A 17296-nucleotide genomic window follows, 5' to 3' on the forward strand; every position below is an offset into this window, starting at 1 on the left:
CCCTGCTGCCCCCGTCCATACCCACCGTGACCGTGCGCGCGCGGTTCCTCGCCCCCGACGGCACGCCGCTGTCGGGGGCGCTCGTCTTCCGAGCCCCCGCGACCCTGACCTTTCCGCAGGCCGACGTCATCCTCGGCGGCCCCGTATCCGTACCGCTCGACGCGCAGGGCGCGATCGAGGTCACCCTGCCCGCCACCGACGCCCCCGACATGGACCCGACCGGGTGGGCGTACATCGTGACCGAGCAGCTCTCGGGCATCCCCGTAGGCCGCTCGTACAACGTGCTGTTGCCCCAGGCGCAGCCCGAGGTCGACCTCGCCGACATCGCCCCCACCGACCCGAGCAAGCCCAACTACGTGGGGGTACCCGGACCGCAGGGCGACCGCGGACCGACCGGCGCCCCCGGCTCCCGCATCTACAGCGGCACAACCGCGCCCGCCGCCGGCCTCGGCGTCGACGGCGACGTGTACGTGCGCTACGAGACCTCGACGTTCCTGAACGTGACCAGCACGACCGTATCGACGTGGCAGCGCACGGCCGGAGCATGGGCGCAACTCGGCGGCGACGTCCGCGGCGCTGCGTGGTACCTGAACAACGCGAGCACGCCGAGCACGTCGACCCGCCCCGGTGATCTGCTGCTGCGCACCGATACCGGGGACATCTGGCAGCGTGGCACGTCGAGTTGGGGGCCGACGCTCGGCAACCTCAAGGGACCGAAGGGAGACACCGGAGCAACCGGGGCGACCGGGGCCACTGGTCCCGGCGGCGTCGTCCAGTCCGTCAACGGCAAGAGCGCCGCCGCGGTAACCCTCACCGCGGCCGACGTCGGCGCCCTCGCGACCACCGCGGCCGGCGCAGCGAACGGCGTCGCGCAGCTCGACGCGTCCGGCAAGGTCCCCGCCGCGCAACTCCCCGCGTCCGGCGGCGCCGTCGCCTCGGTCAACGGCAAGACAGGCGCCGTCGTGCTCGCCGCGGCGGACGTCGGCGCCCTCGACCAGGGCGCCGCCGATGCACGCTACGTACAGCCCGCGGCGATCCCCGTACAGTCCGTCGCTGGCAAAACCGGCGCCGTAACCCTCGTCGCCGCCGACGTCGGCGCCGAGGCCGCCGGGACCGCTGTCCTGCTCACCGGAACGCAGACCGTCGCCGGCTCGAAAACGTTCAGCAGCGTTCCGTCGAGCTCGGCCTCGCCGACCACCTCGAATCACCTCACCCGCAAGTCGTACGTTGACGCGCTCGGGGGCGGCGAGTGGCTGCCCTCCGATCACGGGCTGCTGACGTGGGCTTTCGATCCCGCACTCGGCCAGTCGACCGCGCTCTACCCCGGCAGCGGACCAATACGGGTAACCGCCGTGATCCTGCGCGCCACCGCCACCGTGACCCGCATCGTGTGGTTCGCCACCGGATACGCGGGCGGACTCACCACCGGCTCATGGGCCGCGATCTACGACTCAGCCGGTAACCGCGTCGCACAGACCGGCGACATGTCCACCGCCACCTACGAACCGGCCGAGGTCCACACGGACGGCGGGGCGACGATCAGCTCGCCTCTGACGGCGTCCTACTCGGCGCCCGCCGGCGTCTACTACGTCGCCTCGCGCTGGCAATACAACACGACCACCGGCGACGGGCCGATGCTCCTCGCCTCGGAAAGCGGCGCGGGCGCCCCGCCCAACGTATTCGGGCAGTCCGCGGTGCGCCGCTTCGGCGTCTACACCGCCGGCGCCGCCACGGCCCCCGCAACGATCGCCGTCGCCTCGATGGAGAACGGCGCCAATCGCTTCTGGGTCGCGTTGTCTTAACTCCCTTTCCTCGTAAGCCCCGTGCCGCTCTGGCCGGGGCTTTTTTCATGTCTGGAGACACCACACATGGCAGTCCCTTTCAGCCCTGACCGACTCGTCTCGATCCTGCGCGCCGAGGGCGTGCGCGTCGTCGAGGTCGACGAGTGGCGCACCCACAACCGCAACCACCGCGGCGCCTTCGGACCGATCAACGGCGTGATGATCCACCACACGGTGAGCTCGGGTATCGAGTCGTCGGTGCGGCTCTGCTACGACGGATACGACGAGCTGCCCGGTCCGCTGTGTCACGGCGTGATCGCCAAGGACGGAACCGTTTACCTGATCAGCTCGGGCCGCGCGAACCATGCAGGGGGCGGCGACGGCCGCGTGCTCGCCGCGGTGGTCGCCGAGCAGTCCCTGCCCGCAACGAGCAAGCACGAGGGCGCGTCGGGGGCGGTCGACGGTAACGCCCACTTCTACGGGTTCGAGTGCGTCAACCTCGGCGACGGCGCCGACCCGTGGCCGGCCGAGCAGCTCGACGCGATCGAGCGGACCTCGGCGGCGATCTGCCGCGCGTACGGATGGTCGGCCGCATCCGTCATCGGCCACAAGGAGTGGAGCGACTGGAAGAGCGACCCGCGCGGCTGGTCCATGGACGACATGCGGGAGCGGATCGATCGCCGCCTCGGCCGCGCGCCCGAGCAGCCCAAGCCCACCGAGCCCCCGGCCCCGCAGTTCGCGCCGTTCCCCGGCGTCGCGTGGTTCAAGCAGAACCCCCGCTCGCCGCTCATCACCGCAATGGGGCGCCGACTCGTCGCCGTCGGGTGCAGCCGCTACTCGCAGGGACCGGGCCCCCAGTGGACGGAGTCCGATCGCCAGTCCTACGCCGCATGGCAGCGGCACCTCGGCTACTCCGGCGACGACGCCGACGGATGGCCCGGCCCGTCCTCATGGGCCGCGCTCAAGGTCCCCAAGGTCTAACCCCCGCCCATGGCCCGCCCGCAACCGCGGGCGGGCCGTCCCCACACTGTGGAAAAGGAATCACCTATGACCGACGCAACCCGCCGCACCGTACGGACCCTCGTGCAGACCGTGCTCGCCCTCGCCGCCGGCCTGCCCCTGATCATCGACGCCGCGGGCATCCCGCAGACTGCCGCCGGCGTCGGCCTCGCCCTCGCCGTCGCAGGTGGCGTAACCCGCGTCATGGCGCTGCCCGTGGTCGAGGCCCTGCTGCCCGCGTGGCTGCGTACCGTCCCGAGCGCCGACGCCGAGCTGCTCGCTCTCGACCGAAAGAGCGGCGGGCGCCGGTGACCGACCCTTCCCCGTCCGACGTCGCCCTCGAACTTGAGCGGCTGCGCGGCGTCGTCGAGGCGGGTTTCGCCCGGATCGACGGCTCGCTCGCTCTCCTCGTGCAACGATCCGACCAAGTCGACCGACAGCTCGCCGACCACGAGGCCCGCCTCGACGCGCTCGAAAAGGGCCGGTGGCCGCTCCCGAGCGTCCTCGCCGTGGTCGCCGTGATCGGCCTCGCCCTCACCCTCTGGCAGACCGCAGCCCACTGAACGCAGCGCGCCCCCGCCCCGGCCTCGTGCCGGTGGCGGGGGCGCCTTTTCTCGTTTTGGAGACAGGCGAGAGGGCCCTCGACGGTGCACTCGCCGAGGGCCCACTGCTCGGGGTCACCGTGTGCGCGATCTACACGACCGCGTGCACGGGAGGTGCTCCCCTTCCACCGCCGCCCGCCCCCGCGAGGGAGGCTCTATCCGGGCGGGCGGCGTGGTCTGTGCCGCGCGGTTTGGCGTGGCGCCCGCGCGGCGCTGGTGGCGAGATCCTCGGGGCGGGCGGCGCCCCGTAGCTCGGGGCAGGTGGTGCCTCAACCGTCGGGGCGGGCGGCGCCTCCACCCTCGGAGGGAGCGGCGCCTCGACCCTCGGAGCGGGCGGCGCCTCGACGAATACGACGACAGGCTCTTTCCAGCAGTAGCACCGGTACCGCTTTCCGGGGCGGTCCGGCGCGGGCGTGACTGCCCGCTGCGCGCTCGGGAGCGAGGCCCACACCGCCGTGAGGGCGAGCAGACCGAGGCTTACCCCGATCGAGATCACGCCGACGAACACCGGGTCGAGGCTCATTCGGCCGCCTCGCTCACTGCGCCGCGGTCGCAGACGAACAGGCCAAGTAACTCGGCAAGTTCGAAGACGAGGCCGCGGGCGTCGCCCTCGGGCACCTCACAGATGGGGGTGTGGTTGTCGTCGATCAGCCATACGGCAGGCGTTTCGCTGTCATCTCCCGGCCGGAGAACGGCACCGATGTTCGGCTCGCTCCTCACGCCGCCCCCTCATAGCCGATGCTGAATCCGAAACGCTTCGAACCTGCGCCGTTGGCGCCGACATCCCATCGGTCTGCGAGCCTCGACACGAGGAAGAGTCCTCGGCCGTGTTCTGCTCGCCACGGCGGCGCGGTGCTTGGAACCCGGGGCAGCCACTGGGGGCGGTCGTCGTTCACCCAAACGGTGACGCTGTCCGAGCCCAGAGACACATCCACCGTGATCAGGTTGGTACGCGTGTGGTGGTAGGCGTTCGTGACCACCTCGGACACGCACAGCCGGAGCTGCTCGACGATGGCCTCGTGCCCAAAGGCGACCACCAAAACGGCGACCAGGTCGCGAAGGATCTTCGGCGTCGTCGCGGCGCGAGGCGCGACGAACCTGTAGCTAACGCCCAGTTCGGGCGGCGGTGCGGGAGGTAAAGCGCTAGTCGTCATTTCGTCGTCTCCCAACGCGGTCGGGGCGCGCAAGGGCGACGATCCGTGTCCCTGGCCACCGGCCCGGGGCGCCCTCAACGGGCGTACAGGTGGCTGCACTTCGGACCGCCACACACAGTGAGGCGCCGCCTCGAAGCTAGGGCACAACATAGGGACGGCGCAACAGTGGGACGGCCGTCGCATCAAGACAGGTGGACCGCGACGCCGTCGGGACGGCACACTCTTACGCGGAAGAGAGGGGGGCCCATGCCGCCGAGGAGTTACCCGACCGCCCGGCAGAGGAGATTGGGCGCCGAGCTGCGCAAGCTGCGGGAGCGGGCCGGCATGAGCGGAGCCACGGCCGCCGCGTTCCTGGGCGGGGAACGTGCCCAGATCAGCCACATCGAGTCGGGACGCTACGGCGTGAGTGACGAGCGCGTTCGCCGACTCGCTGCCCACTACGCCGCCACCGACCGGCACCTCGTCGACGCCCTCGCGAGAATGGCCGAGGAGCGCTCAAAGGGTTGGTGGGACGACTACCGCGGAATACTTTCTCCGGGGTTCTTGGATGTGGCAGAACTCGAATACTGGGCCAAGCACCTCAGAGACATTCAGATGCTTCACGTTCCCGGCCAATTTCAGACGCCGGCGTACGCGGAAGGTCTGATCCGGAGTGGCGTTTCCGATCTTCCGGCAAGCGAGGTGAACACCCGAGTCGAGCACCGGATGCGACGTCGCACGATCTTCGACCGACCACACCCGACCCCCTTCGAGGCTTTCATCCATGAGGCTGCGCTGCGCATGAGGTACTGCGATGCCGCCACGATGACCGAGCAGCTCGAATTTCTCTGCGAAGCCTCGGAGTGGCCATCCGTGACCATTCGTGTCATTCCGTTCGATCGCCAGATCACCGGATCAGTACATTCCGTCCTGTACGCAGGGGCGGAGATTCCGGCACTCGACACCGTCCAGATTGACAGCGCATTCGACAGCGGCTTTCTGGACGCAGAGGCTCAGCTCGCCACATACCGGGAATTGTTCGCGTCAGTCGAAGCGATCTCGCTCAATCCCGAAGAGTCGAGAAAATTCATTCACCGAATCGCTCAGGAAATGTGAGTCAAGGGGCATGACCGACCGTATCAATTGGCAGAAGAGTTCGTTCTCGGGGGCCGACAACAATCAAAGCTGTGTCGAGCTTGCCCCCGTCGATGGCGCGATCAAGATGCGGGAGAGCGACGATCCCGACGTCGTCGTGACGACGTCGGTGGACAAGCTCCGCGCGTTCATCCTCGGCGTGAAGGCAGGCGAGTTCGACCACCTGATCTGACGAGTTTCAACATCAAGCGCCCCCCATCTGCGCAGGTGGGGGGCGCTTGGCATATGCCGGTGCAACTTTGGGACGGCCCACCATTGCGACGCGCGTCCCAATGGCGCTACGGTCCCGATGTTGCACCGGCAGCCGCAAGGCCCCGTCGGCTGCAACTCTCCCTTGCTGTGCGCTGGTTAGGGAGTGCTGGACGGGCGCCCTCCCCGGCTTGGCCTTTGGGAGGGAAGCCCCACCGCTGCGGAGGAGGCAAGCCATGCTCGCTCAACTCGCAAGACCGGAACGGCAGACCGAACTCGTGCTCGCCGCCGAACGCGGCTATTGGTGTGAGGCCCTGCTGCACCACGCCGATGTGGATCTGCTGCCCGACCCGCGGTCGTTGAGCCTGCTGCCCGATCCGATGTCGGCGATTCGCCTGCTACGCCTACAGCTACGGCAGAACGCACCGTTCGGCCTCGACGTCGATGAACTCGCCCGAGCTGCTGCGTGGTTGGAAGACGGATGGGTGCACGCCCTCGGCGCTCTCGCGCGGAATGAGCCGTGCGGATTCAGGGTGAAGCTCCCCCGGGGCGAGTACCTCGAATGGGTCATACGCCCCGTGAACGTGTACCCCGCTACTCCGACCGGGCTCCCCACTCAGCACCCCACCGCACGTAGGGATTTACGCCGTTGAGCACCACCCTCGTAACTGATCACCCGGCATGGGTGATGCCCCAGAGTCTTAACGGGGAAGCGCTGCGAGTCGTCGAGTACAAGGGCGTTCCCTGGCTCGCGCACTGGCAGGGCGCCGGCCTCGTACTGCGCCCCCTGGGAACCGATGACGCCGAGGCCCCCACGATCACCTACACCTCGGCGATCATGCTTCCCCGCCAGCGCGAGCAGGACCGCCTCGCGCATACCCTCGCGCAGCTCGGCACGGTCGCCCGACTCACCACGCCGGATCTGTGGGACTCGATCACCGCGGCGATCTTCCATCATTTCGGACGGGCCAAGCAGGGCGCCGCCCTCTACCGCAGGTGGTGCGCAACGTTCGGCCGCTCGCACGAAACGTTCGCCGGCCCCCTGGCCATGCCCCCCACAGCCCCCACGGTGCTGCACCTCAGCGACCAAGGGTTCGACGCGATCCGTCTCCGCTTCTACAAGCCACTGCTGCGAGCAGCGGCACGGGCCTACCTCGACAACGCCAAGGAGTGGCAGGCCCTCGAACCTGATCGCCTCTTCAAAGCCCTTTGCGAGGTTCGCCGACTCGGCGAGTGGACGGCCGCCGCGGCGGTCGCCGACTACACCGGCGACTTCTCCCTGTACCCCCACGCAGACCGCGCTCTACGTACCCGCGCCCAACGGGCACAGCCCGATCTGGACCTGCCCAAGGACGACGCCGCATTCGTCGCCCTCTGGCGCTCATGGGCGCCGGACCGCGTCGAGCTCCACACCCTGACCCTGTTCACTCTCACGTGGGGGGCCCATGCCGGTACCTACTCATGAACTGATCGTCGCCCCGTTCCTCGATCAGTTCCTCGTGTTACGCCCCGGGGACGCCAGAGGCGTCAAGATCAAGGGGCATCACTACCTCGAACTGCGCCAGAGCGCCGCGGACAGCAGCCCCATCCCCACATGGCTGCACACCGCCGCGCGGAAGCAGTGGGGCCTCGACCTCGGCGGAAAGCCGTCGAGCAGCGCCCTACTCGTACGCGACTACTCTCCCCACGGGCACGGCCGCGCCTCGTACGAGGTCAACAACGGGTGCAACTGGGCGTGTCCTCACTGCATCTACGGCGACAAGCGGCACGAGGGCCTCCCCTGGGAGCCGCGGCAGAAGCTGCTGCACATCCTGCGCGACGCCGGCGTGCTGTGGATCGAGCTCGGCGGCGGCGAGTGCACCATCGACCGCCACTTTCCCGAGACGTACGAGCTCGCCTACGACCTCGGCATGATGGTGGAGATCCTCACCAACGGCTCGACGCTGTTCCGGCCGCACATGCTCGACCTGCTCACCGCCCGTCGCCCGTACCGCATCACCATGAGCGTCTACGGGGCCACCGAAGCAACATTCGACGGGTTCACACAGCGCCGCGGCGCGTTCAAGAAGTTCATGCGGGGACTGTCCGCGGCACGCGAGGCCGACCTGCCGCTGTCCCTCAGCGTGGTCATCACACGGGAGAACGCGCACGAGGCACCCGCCATGCGCGCACTCGCCGCGCGGTACGCGCCCCGCGTCCGCGAGTACAGCCACATGTCGCCGAGCTTCGCCGGCGACGTCGAGCCGCTCGCACAGCAGGCCCCCGAGTACCTGCACGCCCGTACCCCCTTCACCGGATGCGACGCCGGCCACACGTCCTTGAACGTGTCCCCGTTCGGCATGGCGAGCGTCTGCAAAATCTCCCGCGACCAGACGATTCCGCTCCTGCGGGACGGGGTCGCGGGTCTGTCCCGGCTCGGAGGCATCGCCGACCAAGCACTACAGCGTCAAGGCGGCTGCACCGGGTGCAGCCTCCAAAAGAGCTGCACCACCTGTATGCCGCTCGTGAAGCTGTACCGCAAGGCCGGCTCGTCTCTGGACCGCTACTGCCAACACGCCTGAAAGGAGGTGAACCCATGAGCATTGCTGTCGCCGTACAGATCACCAAGCGTCCGGCCGTCGACGAGGAGATCGAATTCGTCGCCGACCTCGACGCCGTCGCCGGCAACGAGGTGATGCGCGGCTGCGGGGAAGACAACCCGTACTAGGCCGCCACGTCACGTCACACCCGGGGCCGCCCGCACTGCGCGGGCGGCCCCGGCATCGTTTCAGCCCTACACTCCCGCCGTGGTGACCATGAGAATGCACTGGGAAGACCTACCGACCGCCACCCGCGACGCCGTCGCCGCCCGCACCGGGCCGATCTACGCCGCCTCGACCGCAGACAGCGGCCTGAATAGCCAGATCGCCGCCACCCTCGACACCCGCACCGGCCGCATCTTCGTCAAGGGACTGCGCCGCGACCACCCCCGCGTGTGGACACAAAAGCGCGAAGCCTCCATCAACCCATACGTCGCCCCGCTCGCCCCCCGCCTGCTCTGGACCATCGAAGCCGACGAGTGGAACCTGCTTGGCTTCGAGCACCTCGACGGCCGCCCCGCCGACTACCGCCCCGGAACCAACGACCTGCCCCTCGTCGCCGAGGCGATCATCACCCTTTCCACCGTGCGCGCCCCCGCCGACATCGAGCTCAAGCAGATCGAGCAGCGCTTCGCGGACTACGTCGACAACCCCGACGACGCCGCGCTGTTCCGAGGTGACACGCTGCTGCATACCGACTGGACACCCGACAACGTCCTGATCGTCGACGACACTGCCCGCGTCGTTGACTGGGCATGGCCCACCCGCGGCGCGGCATGGATCGACGCAGCCTGTTGGGTCGTCTGGCTCGTGGCCGCCGGCCACGCGCCAGCAGACGCCGAGCTATGGGCAGCAAAGACCCCCGCATGGGCCACCGCACCCGCCCGCGCGCTCGACGTCTTCGCCACGGCGCAGCAGCGCCTATGGGCCAGCATTGCGGCCGACTCGCCCAAGGTCGCATGGAAACAAGACCTCGCCGCCGCCGCGGAGCAATGGGCCAGCTACCGCCTCCAGTGACAGGGGAACCCGTAGGCGGGCCGACATGACTCCGCCCGCCGGCGCAGCACGCGCTCGGCGGGCGGAGTCATGTCTACGGCGCGAAAGGACTCGCGCCGTAGGCTGTGGCACCACAGATCAGCGGCGGTTCCGCCATCCCGGTTGAATGATCACGAACGCGGAGCTACCTTCGAGAGGCCGTTGATGATGCGGTCCATCGCGTCGCCGCCCGCCGGGTCGGTCAGGTTGGCCAGCATCTTCAGCGTGAACTTCATCAGCACCGGGTGCGTCAGGCCGCGCTGGGTGGCGACCTTCATGACCTTCGGGTTGCCGATCAGCTTCACGAAGGCGCGGCCGAGCGTGTAATAGCCGCCGTAGGTCTCCTTGAGCACCTTCGGGTAGCTGTGCAGGGTCAGTTCGCGCAGTGCGGGGGTGGCGCGGGAGTGCGCCTGGACGACGACGTCGGCCGCGATCCGGCCCGATTCCATCGCGTAGGCGATGCCCTCGCCGTTGAACGGGTTGACGAGCCCGCCCGCGTCGCCGACCAGAAGCAGGCCCTTGGTGTAGTGCGGCTGCCGGTTGAAGGCCATCGGCAGGGCCGCGCCGCGGATCGGCTGCGTCATGTTCTCGGGGCTGTAGCCCCAGTCCTCCGGCATGGACGCGCACCAGGCCTTGAGGACCTCGCGCCAGTCCAGCTCCTTGAAGGCGGAGGAGGAGTTGAGGATGCCGAGGCCGACGTTGGACGTGCCGTCGCCCATGCCGAAGATCCAGCCGTAGCCGGGCAGCAGCCGGTCCTGCGCGCCGCGCCGGTCCCACAGCTCCAGCCAGGACTCCAGGTAGTCGTCGTCGTGCCGGGGCGAGGTGAAGTACGTACGGACCGCGACGCCCATCGGGCGGTCCTCGCGCCGGTGCAGGCCCATCGCCAGGGAGAGGCGGGAGGAGTTGCCGTCGGCGGCCACGACGAGGGGGGCGCTGAAGGTGACCGGGGTCTTCTCCTCGCCCAGCTTCGCCTGCACGCCGGTGATGTGGCCGGTGCGGGGGTCGCGGACGGGCTCGCCGACGTTGCAGCGCTCGTACAGGCGCGCGCCGGCCTTCTGGGCCTGGCGGGCCAGGGTCTCGTCGAAGTCGTCGCGCTTGCGGACGAGTCCGTAGTCCGGGAAGGAGGCGAGTTCCGGCCAGTCCAGCTGGAGCCGCTGGCCGCCGCCGATGATCCGCAGGCCCTTGTTGCGGAGCCAGCCGGCCTCTTCGGAGATGTCGATGCCCATCGCCACCAGCTGCTTGGTGGCGCGCGGGGTCAGGCCGTCGCCGCAGACCTTCTCGCGCGGGAACGCCGTCTTCTCCAGCAGCAGGACGTCCAGTCCGGCCTTGGCGAGGTAGTAGGCGGTGGTCGAGCCGGCGGGCCCGGCTCCGACGACGATCACATCCGCGGAGTGTTCGGAGAGGGGCTCGGTCACTGCGGGGTCTCCCGAAGGCTCGATAAGGGGTGCCCAACGGCACAGGACATGTGCAGTCTATGCAGCGAGAGAGATCACGAACCCGAAGGGCTGCCCCGATGACCACCTCGCCCACCTCGCCCACCTCGCTCCCCGTCGTACAGCTGCGCGTGCCCACCGATGAGGACGCCCGGGCCTGGCACGGCGTCTTCGACGACCCCGATGTCATGGAGTTCCTCGGCGGTCCCGCCGAGCTGTCCCTGTACGAGGAGTTCACCGCGCGGCAGCGGCTGCACGATGCACAGCTCGGCTACTGCCTGTGGACGCTGCTGGACGCGGAGGGCACGGTGCTCGGGTTCACCGGCGCGCAGCCGTGGCCGCAGAAGGAGTGGGGGCCGGTCGGCGAGATCGAGATCGGCTGGCGGCTGGGGCGCTCCGCCTGGGGGAAGGGGTACGCGTATGCCGCTGCGCTGGCGACGCTGGAGCGGATACGGGAGGCGGGGGTTCCGCGGGTGGTGGCGATGATCCACGCCAGGAACTCCCGTTCGGTGGCGGTGGCGGAGCGGCTCGGCATGGACCTGGCCGAGGAGTTCCTGACTCCGGGCGGCAACCCGGGGCGCCGCTACAGCCTGCAGCTCCGCCCCGCGTAGCCGGCCGCCGCCCGGACCTGCCCCCTGGTCCGCCGCCCCGGGCCGGCGGACGGAGTCTCCCCCAGCTACCGCTGGGAGGTGCCCCCAGCGCAGCGGCACGAAGCCGGGGAGGCGCCCCCGGCACCGGGCCGCGCGAGTGGCGCGTCAGAAGACGGACAGGCCCGTCAGGGTCGTGAAACGGTCGAGGGCGGCTACGGCGGCGACGGAGTTGCCGTGGAGGTCGAGGCCCGGGCTCCACGCGGCCAGCGTGCAGCGGCCCGGGACGACCGCCACGATCCCGCCGCCCACCCCGCTCTTGCCGGGGAGGCCGACGCGGTAGGCGAACTCGCCTGCCGCGTCGTACGTCCCGCAGGTCAGCATGACCGCATTGACCTGTTTCGCCTCGCTCCGCGTCAGCAGCCGCGAGCCGTCCGCGCGCAGCCCGTGCCGGGCCAGGAACCGTGCGGCGCGGGCCAGATCGGCACAGCTCATCTCGATGGAGCACTGCCAGAAGTAGTGGTCCAGCAGCGTCGGCACGGGGTTGTCGATGTTCCCGTACGAGGCCATGAAATGGGCGAGCGCGGCATTGCGGTCGCCGTGCTCGTGCTCGGAGGCCGCGACCTCCGCGTCGAAACCGATCTCCGCGTTCCCGCTCTCCTGGCGCAGGAACTCCAGCAGCTCGCTGCTCGCGTCGCCCGTCAGGGTCTGCAGCCGGTCGGTGACCACGAGCGCGCCCGCGTTGATGAACGGATTGCGCGGAATGCCGTTCTCGTACTCCAGCTGCACGAGGGAGTTGAACGGGTTCCCGGAGGGCTCCCGGCCGACCCGGTCCCACAGGCTGTCGCCGCCCTCGGCCAGCGCCATGGCCAGGGCGAAGACCTTGGTGATGGACTGGACGGAGAACGGAACCTGCCAGTCCCCCACCCCGAAGACATTGCCGTCGAGATCGGCGACGGCCATCCCGAACTGCCCGGGGTCCACGGACGCGAGCGCCGGGATGTACTCGGCGGGCGTGCCGCTGCCCGTCAGGGGGGCGATGTCCGCCGCGATCTGCTCCAGCAGCTCCTGGTAGTCCACTGCTTCCTAGGCCTTGAAGCCGCGGTGCAGCGCGACGATGCCGCCGCTCAGGTTGCGCCAGGCCACCTTGGACCAGCCGGCCTTCCGGAGCAGCCCGGCCAGCTCCGGCTGGTCCGGCCACGCGCGGATCGACTCGGCGAGGTACACGTACGCGTCGGGGTTGGAGGACACGGCGCGGGCCACCGGCGGCAGGGCGCGCATCAGGTACTCCGTGTAGACGGTACGGAACGGCGCCCAGGTGGGCTGCGAGAACTCGCAGATGACGACCTGGCCGCCGGGCTTGGTCACCCGGTACAGCTCGCGCAGCGCGGCCTCGGTGTCGTGCACGTTGCGCAGGCCGAAGGAGATCGTCACGGTGTCGAAGACGTCGTCCTTGAACGGCAGCTTCGTCGCGTCGCCGGCGGTCAGCGGCAGCCAGGCGTGGCGCTTCTTGCCCTCGCGGAGCATGCCGAGGGAGAAGTCGCAGGGGACGACGTACGCGCCGGTCGCGGCGAACGGCAGTGAGGAGGTCGCGGTTCCGGCGGCCAGGTCCAGCACCTTGTGCCCGGGGCGCGCACCGACCGCCTTGGCGACCTCCTTGCGCCACAGGCGGGCCTGGCCGAGGGAGAGCACGTCGTTGGTGAGGTCGTAGTTCGCCGCGACACCGTCGAACATGGAGGCGACTTCGTGCGGCTGCTTGTCCAGGGAAGCGCGGGTCACTGGCGTTGGCCCCTCAGGTGCGGTGCGGTACGGGTGGGCGGATACCGGGCCATTCTCGCAGGCGCCTCCACGCCCCACCGCCGGGGGCACAACCGGCCCGCAGGACAGTGACGCGGGGCCCGTGCATCCGCGTTGACCGGCTCGTACGGCCCGACAAGGCCTACCGGGACACCCCGGGCCCAGGCTTGTCTCAGAACCCGTCAGCGGCGCCGGTGCAGGAGCCGGCCTCCGATGACCGTGGCCACGCAGCTGGTTGCGCCCTGATCGAGCAGCGCCCGGGCGTCGGGCACCGCGAACACCGCGAAGCGGGCCGGAACGCCCGGTTCCAGGATGCCGAAGAAGGCCTGCTCGGCCGCGTCCCGCCCGGCGAACGGGTCCAGGGACGGCGGGTCCGAAGGCGTGGCCGCCGCCGGGAGCAGCGTCAGCCCCGAGCGGACCACCGCCGTGCGCACCGCCGGGACCGTGAGCCGCCCGGCCACCGCCACCACCCCGCGGGCCAGCAGCTTCTGCGTGGCCCGGCGGGCGCTGTTGCCCCAGCGGGACTCGGTCATCTTCAGGGCGGCCAGAGCCTCGGCCCCGCTGATGGGCTCGGCCCCGAGCTCGATGGTCTCGTACGGGTCGTCCGGGTAGTACGTGCGCTCCAGCAGCACGTCCGCCCCGCGCACCAGCAGTCCCGGGGTCAGCACCCCGGGCCAGCGCCGCACCCGCGCGTGCGGGAAGTCCGCGCCGAGCTCCGCGTGCGGGCCCACGCGGCTGATCCGGTCGCCCTCGACGAGCACCGCCCCGCCGGGCTGCGGCGCGGCCCCCGGCCCGGCGAGGAGGAGTTCGGCGGTGTGGAGCGTCAGCAAGGCGCGGTCACTTGGTCGAGATGAGCTTCAGCTCGGGGTGCGCCGTGCCGCCCTCGATCGCGGTGGAGGAGATGTGCGAGACCACGCGGTCGTCGACCGGGTCGTTCGCCGGGTCGTCGTGCACGAGGAGGTGCTCGTACGTCGTCGCCCGCTGCGCGGGGACGCGGCCCGCCTTGCGGATCAGGTCGATGATCTCCTGGCGGTTGGAGCGGTGCCTGGCGCCGGCCGAGGAGACCACGTTCTCCTCGAGCATGATGGAGCCGAGGTCGTCCGCGCCGTAGTGCAGCGAGAGCTGGCCCGCCTCCTTGCCCACGGTGAGCCAGGAGCCCTGGATGTGGGCGATGTTGTCGAGGAAGAGCCGCGCGATCGCGATCATGCGCAGGTACTCGAAGACCGTCGCCTGGGTCCGGCCCTTGAGGTGGTTGTTCTCGGGCTGGTACGTGTACGGGATGAAGGCGCGGAAGCCGCCCGTGCGGTCCTGCGTGTCGCGGATCATCGCGATGTGCTCGATGCGCTCGGCGTTGGTCTCGCCGGTGCCCATCAGCATGGTGGAGGTGGACTCCACGCCCAGCTTGTGGGCGATCTCCATGATTTCCAGCCAGCGCTCGCCCGACTCCTTCAGCGGGGCGATCGCCTTGCGCGGCCGCTCCGGCAGGAGTTCGGCGCCGGCGCCCGCGAACGAGTCGAGGCCGGCCGCGTGGATGCGGCGGATGGCCTCTTCCGCGGAGACGCCGGAGATGCGGGCCATGTGGTCGACCTCGGACGCGCCGAGGGAGTGGATGACCAGCTGCGGGAACGCCTTCTTGATGGCGGAGAAGTGCTCCTCGTAGTACTCCACGCCGTAGTCCGGGTGGTGCCCGCCCTGGAACATGATCTGCGTGCCGCCGAGTTCCACGGTCTCCGCGCAGCGGCGCAGGATGTCGTCGAGGTCGCGGGACCAGCCCTTCTTGGTGTCCTTCGGGGCCGCGTAGAAGGCGCAGAACTTGCATGCCGTGACGCACACGTTGGTGTAGTTGATGTTGCGCTCGATGATGTACGTCGCGATGTGCTCGGTACCGGCGTAGCGGCGGCGGCGCACCGCGTCGGCCGCCTGGCCGAGCGCGTGCAGCGGGGCGTGCCGGTAGAGGTCGAGCGCCTCTTCCTTGGTGATCCGGCCCCCTGCGGCGGCGCGGTCGAGGACAGACTGGAGAACGGCCTGGTCGGTCACCGGTGCGTCACCTTTCGGCGGTGTGTCAAGAGGTACGGACCGATCCAGCCTACGCCAGGGGCCGTCCACGGATTTCAGGGGATACGGGTCAGGTCGCCTTCGGGGTTTCCGGCCGGGCCGTCGCCCGACTTGTAGTGGAGCGTCCCGTTGGCGTTGAGGGTGAAGCGCTCGTTGGCCGACCCGTTGGAGCAGATGCCGGGGGCCGGGTTGGGGCCGCCCGCGGAGTTCAGGACGAGGGAGCGGTCGGTGGCGGAGGCGAGCTTCCAGTCGCCGCTGCAGTCGGTGCCGAAGAGCGGGAGGATCGATTTGTCCCGGGCGACGACCTCGCCGACCTTGCCGCCCTTGATGGTGATCTCGAACTCGCTGGAGACCCCCGCGCGGGCGGTGATGAGCGTGCCCTTCCAGGTGCCGGTGAACTCCTTGGGAACGTCACCCCGGTTGCCCTGGGGCGGAGCCGAACCGTCCGTGGCGGTCGGGGTCGGGGTGCCGTTCGGCGTCGCCGCCGGGGGTGCGGCCGAGCTCTTCGGGGGCGTGGCGGCGGCCCCCGACGGCCGGTCCTGGTCGCCGCCCAGGCCCGGCAGCAGCCCCATCCCGTACAGCCCGCCGCCCGACAGCACGGCGAGTACGGCCGCCGTCGCGAGGACCAGCGAGCAGCTGAAGCGCCGCCCGGACGCGCTGAAGGCGACCTGGCGCGCCTGGTCGGGGGCGGTCCGCGGCTGCGGCACACCGGCGCCGGCGGTCTCGGTGGGACTCCCGTGGACGGCGGCGGGCGGCGCCCCGTAGGGACCGTACGGGGTCTGCGCCCGGGCGGCGCCGAAGGTGTCGGAGCCCGGGGTCGGGAAGCCGGCGCCCGCATGCCGGCCGGCGGCCGAACCGTACGGCCCGTACGGCCCGTATGACCCGCCCGCCGGCGAACCCGTCGGCGGGTACGGCGTGTCGGCGGCGACGGAGCCGGAACCCGCCGGGCCGAAGCCGCCCGCCGGACCGCCCCCGTACGACGGGTTCGTGAAGGGCGCGGGGCCCGACGAGGCCTCCGCGGCGTCCCTGGAGGGACCGGCGGGTGCGGCCTCCAGGTCCAGCAGGGCCACCGCCGCGCGGCTGGCCTCCTCGACCAGGGGCGCGGGCAGCCATCCGGGGGCGTGCAGGGCGCCCGCGAGCGCCTGCGCAATCGCCGCCGGGACGGGCCGGTCGGCGGCGGCCTTGGCCAGGCAGGCGGCGATCAGCTCGCGCAGCCCGCCGGCCGGGACCGCGTCGAGGTCCGGTGGTTCGTGGACCACCTTGTAGAGGAGGGTCGCCGAGTTGTCCCCGCTGAACGGCGGCCGCCCGGTCGCCGCGAAGGCCAGCACGGCGCCGAGCGAGAAGACGTCGGCCGCTCCGGTGATCCCCTTGCCGAGGATCTGCTCGGGGGACATGTAGCCGGGCGAACCTATGGAGACGCCGGTGGAGGTGAGCGAGGCGGTCCCGTCCGTGGCCCGCGCGATGCCGAAGTCGATCAGCCGCGGGCCGTCGAGGCTCAGCATCACGTTCGACGGCTTCACGTCCCGGTGGACGAGCCCCAGCCCGTGCACGGCCACCAGCGCGCGGGCCAGGCCTTCGCCGACGGCCCGTACGGAGGCCTCCGGAAGGGGCCCGTGCGCGGCGACCGCGCCGCCCAGGGAGGGGCCCGCCACATACCCGGTGGCCACCCACGGCACCGGCGCCTCCGGGTCGGCGTCCAGTACGGGCGCGGTCCACTCGCCGCCGACCCGCCGTGCGGCCTCGACCTCGCGGCGGAACCGGGCGCGGAACTCCTCGTCGGAGGCGAAATGCGGGTGCACGATCTTGACGGCCACCGTCCGGCCGCCCGCGCTGCGGCCCAGGTAGACCCGCCCCATGCCACCCGAGCCGAGCCGGCCGAGCAGCCGGTACGCACCTATGGTCCGCGGTTCGCCGGTTTCGAGCGGCTGCATCGCGTCCCCCTCCCCCGTTT

20 protein-coding genes are annotated in these 17296 nt (G+C 70.6%); 12 read left to right on the top strand and 8 right to left on the bottom strand.

Going from position 1 to position 17296, the window contains the following annotated elements:
- The first annotated feature begins 26 nt into the window (after positions 1-26).
- The 4 genes from AB0I68_RS24920 to AB0I68_RS24935 all read left to right on the top strand — a co-directional run bounded on the left by AB0I68_RS24920 (position 27) and on the right by AB0I68_RS24935 (position 3343).
- Positions 27-1802: a hypothetical protein gene (locus AB0I68_RS24920; protein ID WP_363179570.1), complete on the top strand. Its 1776-nt coding sequence runs from the start codon at positions 27-29 to the stop codon at positions 1800-1802.
- 66 nt (positions 1803-1868) lie between these two features.
- Positions 1869-2762, top strand: coding sequence for a peptidoglycan-binding protein (locus AB0I68_RS24925; RefSeq protein ID WP_363179571.1), 894 nt, complete (start codon positions 1869-1871; stop codon positions 2760-2762).
- 66 nt (positions 2763-2828) lie between these two features.
- On the top strand, positions 2829-3092 hold the full coding sequence (locus AB0I68_RS24930) for a hypothetical protein (protein ID WP_363179572.1): 264 nt from the start codon (positions 2829-2831) through the stop codon (positions 3090-3092).
- A complete protein-coding gene (locus tag AB0I68_RS24935) occupies positions 3089-3343 on the top strand; it encodes a hypothetical protein (protein ID WP_363179573.1) in 255 nt (84 codons plus the stop codon). The genes AB0I68_RS24930 and AB0I68_RS24935 overlap by 4 nt, the downstream gene beginning before the upstream one ends.
- Before the next feature lie 558 nt (positions 3344-3901).
- Here AB0I68_RS24935 and AB0I68_RS24940 read toward each other — a convergent pair.
- Positions 3902-4102: a hypothetical protein gene (locus tag AB0I68_RS24940; protein ID WP_363179574.1), complete on the bottom strand. Its 201-nt coding sequence runs from the start codon at positions 4100-4102 to the stop codon at positions 3902-3904.
- The gene (locus AB0I68_RS24945; RefSeq protein WP_363179575.1) at positions 4099-4536 is read right to left on the bottom strand and encodes an ATP-binding protein; all 438 of its coding nucleotides are present in this window, start codon (positions 4534-4536) and stop codon (positions 4099-4101) included. Before AB0I68_RS24945 ends, AB0I68_RS24940 begins: the two co-directional genes overlap by 4 nt.
- 285 nt (positions 4537-4821) lie before the next feature.
- On the opposite strand from AB0I68_RS24945, the gene AB0I68_RS24950 reads away from it, so the two are divergent.
- The 7 genes from AB0I68_RS24950 to AB0I68_RS24980 all read left to right on the top strand — a co-directional run bounded on the left by AB0I68_RS24950 (position 4822) and on the right by AB0I68_RS24980 (position 9455).
- Complete coding sequence (locus AB0I68_RS24950; protein WP_363179576.1) at positions 4822-5631, top strand: helix-turn-helix transcriptional regulator; 810 nt, start codon at positions 4822-4824, stop codon at positions 5629-5631.
- Between the two features lie 10 nt (positions 5632-5641).
- A complete protein-coding gene (locus AB0I68_RS24955; protein ID WP_363179577.1) occupies positions 5642-5842 on the top strand; it encodes a DUF397 domain-containing protein in 201 nt (66 codons plus the stop codon).
- Positions 5843-6095: 253 nt separating this feature from the next.
- Positions 6096-6512 carry a hypothetical protein gene (locus AB0I68_RS24960; RefSeq protein ID WP_363179578.1) on the top strand — a complete coding sequence of 139 codons (417 nt, stop codon included), beginning with the start codon at positions 6096-6098 and terminating at the stop codon, positions 6510-6512.
- Complete coding sequence (locus AB0I68_RS24965; protein ID WP_363179579.1) at positions 6509-7324, top strand: hypothetical protein; 816 nt, start codon at positions 6509-6511, stop codon at positions 7322-7324. The genes AB0I68_RS24960 and AB0I68_RS24965 overlap by 4 nt, the downstream gene beginning before the upstream one ends.
- Positions 7305-8420: a radical SAM protein gene (locus AB0I68_RS24970; protein WP_363179580.1), complete on the top strand. Its 1116-nt coding sequence runs from the start codon at positions 7305-7307 to the stop codon at positions 8418-8420. The genes AB0I68_RS24965 and AB0I68_RS24970 overlap by 20 nt, the downstream gene beginning before the upstream one ends.
- 14 nt (positions 8421-8434) lie before the next feature.
- On the top strand, positions 8435-8566 hold the full coding sequence (locus tag AB0I68_RS24975; RefSeq protein ID WP_363179581.1) for a hypothetical protein: 132 nt from the start codon (positions 8435-8437) through the stop codon (positions 8564-8566).
- An 88-nt stretch (positions 8567-8654) separates the two neighbouring features.
- Positions 8655-9455 carry an aminoglycoside phosphotransferase gene (locus AB0I68_RS24980; RefSeq protein WP_363179671.1) on the top strand — a complete coding sequence of 267 codons (801 nt, stop codon included), beginning with the start codon at positions 8655-8657 and terminating at the stop codon, positions 9453-9455.
- A 149-nt stretch (positions 9456-9604) separates the two neighbouring features.
- Here the strand turns inward: AB0I68_RS24980 and AB0I68_RS24985 are convergent, their stop codons facing one another.
- The gene (locus tag AB0I68_RS24985) at positions 9605-10888 is read right to left on the bottom strand and encodes a geranylgeranyl reductase family protein (RefSeq protein WP_363179583.1); all 1284 of its coding nucleotides are present in this window, start codon (positions 10886-10888) and stop codon (positions 9605-9607) included.
- Positions 10889-10986: 98 nt separating this feature from the next.
- Between AB0I68_RS24985 and AB0I68_RS24990 the strand changes: the two genes are divergently transcribed.
- A complete protein-coding gene (locus AB0I68_RS24990; RefSeq protein WP_363179584.1) occupies positions 10987-11517 on the top strand; it encodes a GNAT family N-acetyltransferase in 531 nt (176 codons plus the stop codon).
- Positions 11518-11661: 144 nt separating this feature from the next.
- Here the strand turns inward: AB0I68_RS24990 and AB0I68_RS24995 are convergent, their stop codons facing one another.
- The 5 genes from AB0I68_RS24995 to AB0I68_RS25015 form a co-directional block, all read right to left on the bottom strand.
- On the bottom strand, positions 11662-12573 hold the full coding sequence (locus tag AB0I68_RS24995; protein ID WP_363179585.1) for a glutaminase: 912 nt from the start codon (positions 12571-12573) through the stop codon (positions 11662-11664).
- Between the two features lie 6 nt (positions 12574-12579).
- Positions 12580-13272, bottom strand: coding sequence for a demethylmenaquinone methyltransferase (locus tag AB0I68_RS25000; protein WP_363179586.1), 693 nt, complete (start codon positions 13270-13272; stop codon positions 12580-12582).
- A 200-nt stretch (positions 13273-13472) separates the two neighbouring features.
- Entirely contained in the window at positions 13473-14120 is a 648-nt protein-coding gene (locus tag AB0I68_RS25005; RefSeq protein WP_363179587.1) for a hypothetical protein, read from the bottom strand.
- A 7-nt stretch (positions 14121-14127) separates the two neighbouring features.
- Positions 14128-15327, bottom strand: coding sequence for a cyclic dehypoxanthinyl futalosine synthase (gene mqnC, locus AB0I68_RS25010; RefSeq protein WP_363179588.1), 1200 nt, complete (start codon positions 15325-15327; stop codon positions 14128-14130).
- Positions 15328-15401: 74 nt separating this feature from the next.
- Positions 15402-17276 carry a protein kinase gene (locus AB0I68_RS25015; RefSeq protein WP_363179589.1) on the bottom strand — a complete coding sequence of 625 codons (1875 nt, stop codon included), beginning with the start codon at positions 17274-17276 and terminating at the stop codon, positions 15402-15404.
- Between the last annotated feature and the right edge of the window lie 20 nt (positions 17277-17296).

Source organism: Streptomyces sp. NPDC050448, from assembly GCF_040655295.1.
Lineage (GTDB): Bacteria > Actinomycetota > Actinomycetes > Streptomycetales > Streptomycetaceae > Streptomyces.

Coding starts and splice junctions, on each gene's coding strand:
- AB0I68_RS24925 (WP_363179571.1), top strand. CDS start 1,869: ATGGCAGTCCCTTTCAGCCCTGACCGACTCGTCTCGATCCTGCGCGCC.
- AB0I68_RS24955 (WP_363179577.1), top strand. CDS start 5,642: ATGACCGACCGTATCAATTGGCAGAAGAGTTCGTTCTCGGGGGCCGAC.
- AB0I68_RS25015 (WP_363179589.1), bottom strand. CDS start 17,276: ATGCAGCCGCTCGAAACCGGCGAACCGCGGACCATAGGTGCGTACCGG.
- AB0I68_RS24930 (WP_363179572.1), top strand. CDS start 2,829: ATGACCGACGCAACCCGCCGCACCGTACGGACCCTCGTGCAGACCGTG.
- AB0I68_RS24970 (WP_363179580.1), top strand. CDS start 7,305: ATGCCGGTACCTACTCATGAACTGATCGTCGCCCCGTTCCTCGATCAG.
- AB0I68_RS24975 (WP_363179581.1), top strand. CDS start 8,435: ATGAGCATTGCTGTCGCCGTACAGATCACCAAGCGTCCGGCCGTCGAC.
- AB0I68_RS24990 (WP_363179584.1), top strand. CDS start 10,987: ATGACCACCTCGCCCACCTCGCCCACCTCGCTCCCCGTCGTACAGCTG.
- AB0I68_RS24945 (WP_363179575.1), bottom strand. CDS start 4,536: ATGACGACTAGCGCTTTACCTCCCGCACCGCCGCCCGAACTGGGCGTT.
- AB0I68_RS24980 (WP_363179671.1), top strand. CDS start 8,655: ATGAGAATGCACTGGGAAGACCTACCGACCGCCACCCGCGACGCCGTC.
- AB0I68_RS24960 (WP_363179578.1), top strand. CDS start 6,096: ATGCTCGCTCAACTCGCAAGACCGGAACGGCAGACCGAACTCGTGCTC.